General features: G+C 63.6%; 1 protein-coding gene. It reads right to left on the reverse strand.

What is annotated here, in order from left to right; genetic code table 11:
* On the reverse strand, positions 1-1460 hold a 1460-nt coding region (ahpF, locus tag NAV32_RS17545), incomplete at both ends, for an alkyl hydroperoxide reductase subunit F (protein WP_256054057.1).

Consider the following 1460-nt stretch of genomic DNA (forward strand, 5'->3'; position numbering starts at 1 on the left):
GTGGTCACGTCGCCAGCGGCGAACACGCCGGGCAAGCTGGTCTGACCCTTGGCATCGACGATGATCTCGCCGAAGCGATTCAGCTCCACGCTGCCCTTGAGCCAGTCGCTGTTGGGCAGCAGGCCGATCTGCACGAAGATACCTTCCAGCTCGACGTTGTGCAGTTCGTCGCTGTTGCGGTCCTTGTAAACCAGGCCGGTGACTTTCTGCCCGTCGCCCAGCACTTCGGTGGTCTGTGCCATGGTCAGGACGGTGACGTTGGACAGGCTGCGCAGCTTGTTCTGCAGCACCGCATCGGCACGCATGCTCTCGCCAAATTCCAGCAGGGTGACGTGGGCGACAAGGCCGGCCAGGTCGATGGCCGCTTCTACGCCGGAGTTGCCGCCACCGATTACCGCCACGCGCTTGCCCTTGAACAACGGGCCGTCGCAGTGCGGGCAGTAGGCGACGCCACGGCCACGGTATTCCTGCTCGCCGGGCACGTTCATTTCGCGCCAGCGTGCGCCGGTGGAGAGGATCAGGGTCTTGGACTGCAGCCGCGCGCCGTTCTCGAACTCGACGGTGTGCAGACCTTCCGGACCCGCCGGGATCAGCTTGCTGGCACGCTGCAAGTTCATGATGTCGACCTCGTACTCGCGCACGTGCTCTTCCAGGGCTCGGGCCAGTTGCGGGCCTTCGGTGGCCTTCACCGAAATGAAGTTCTCGATGGCCATGGTGTCCAGCACCTGGCCGCCGAAGCGCTCGGCAGCGACGCCGGTACGGATGCCCTTGCGCGCGGCGTAGACGGCAGCCGCGGCACCAGCCGGGCCACCGCCGATGACCAGCACGTCGAAGGCAGCCTTGGCGTTCATCTTCTCGGCACCACGCGAGGCGGCGCCGGTGTCGAGCTTGGCGAGGATTTCCTCTTCGCCCATGCGGCCCTGGCCAAACAGTTCGCCGTTGAGGTAGATGCTTGGCACCGACATGACCTGGCGCGCTTCGACTTCGTCCTGGAACAGCGCACCGTCGATGGCGACGTGGCGGATGTTGGGGTTGAGCACTGCCATCAGGTTCAGTGCCTGGACCACGTCCGGGCAGTTCTGACAGGACAGCGAGAAGTAGGTCTCGAAGTTGTATTCGCCTTCGATACCTTTGATCTGCTCGATGACCTCCGCCGCCGTCTTCGACGGATGGCCGCCAACCTGCAGCAACGCCAGCACCAGCGAGGTGAACTCGTGGCCCATGGGCAGACCGGCGAAGCGCAGGCTGATGTCGCCGCCGATGCGGTTGAGCGAGAACGACGGTTTACGTGCGTCCTGGCCGTCGGTCTTGAGGGTGATCTTGTCGCTGAGGCTGGTGATGTCCTGCAGCATGCTCAGCATTTCCTGGGACTTCTCGCCGTCATCGAGGGACGCGACGATCTCGAACGGCTGAGTGACCTTTTCCAGATAGGCTTTCAACTGGGTCTTGAGATTGGTGTC

Source organism: Stutzerimonas stutzeri (assembly GCF_024448695.1).
GTDB classification, from domain to species: Bacteria; Pseudomonadota; Gammaproteobacteria; order Pseudomonadales; family Pseudomonadaceae; genus Stutzerimonas; species Stutzerimonas stutzeri_T.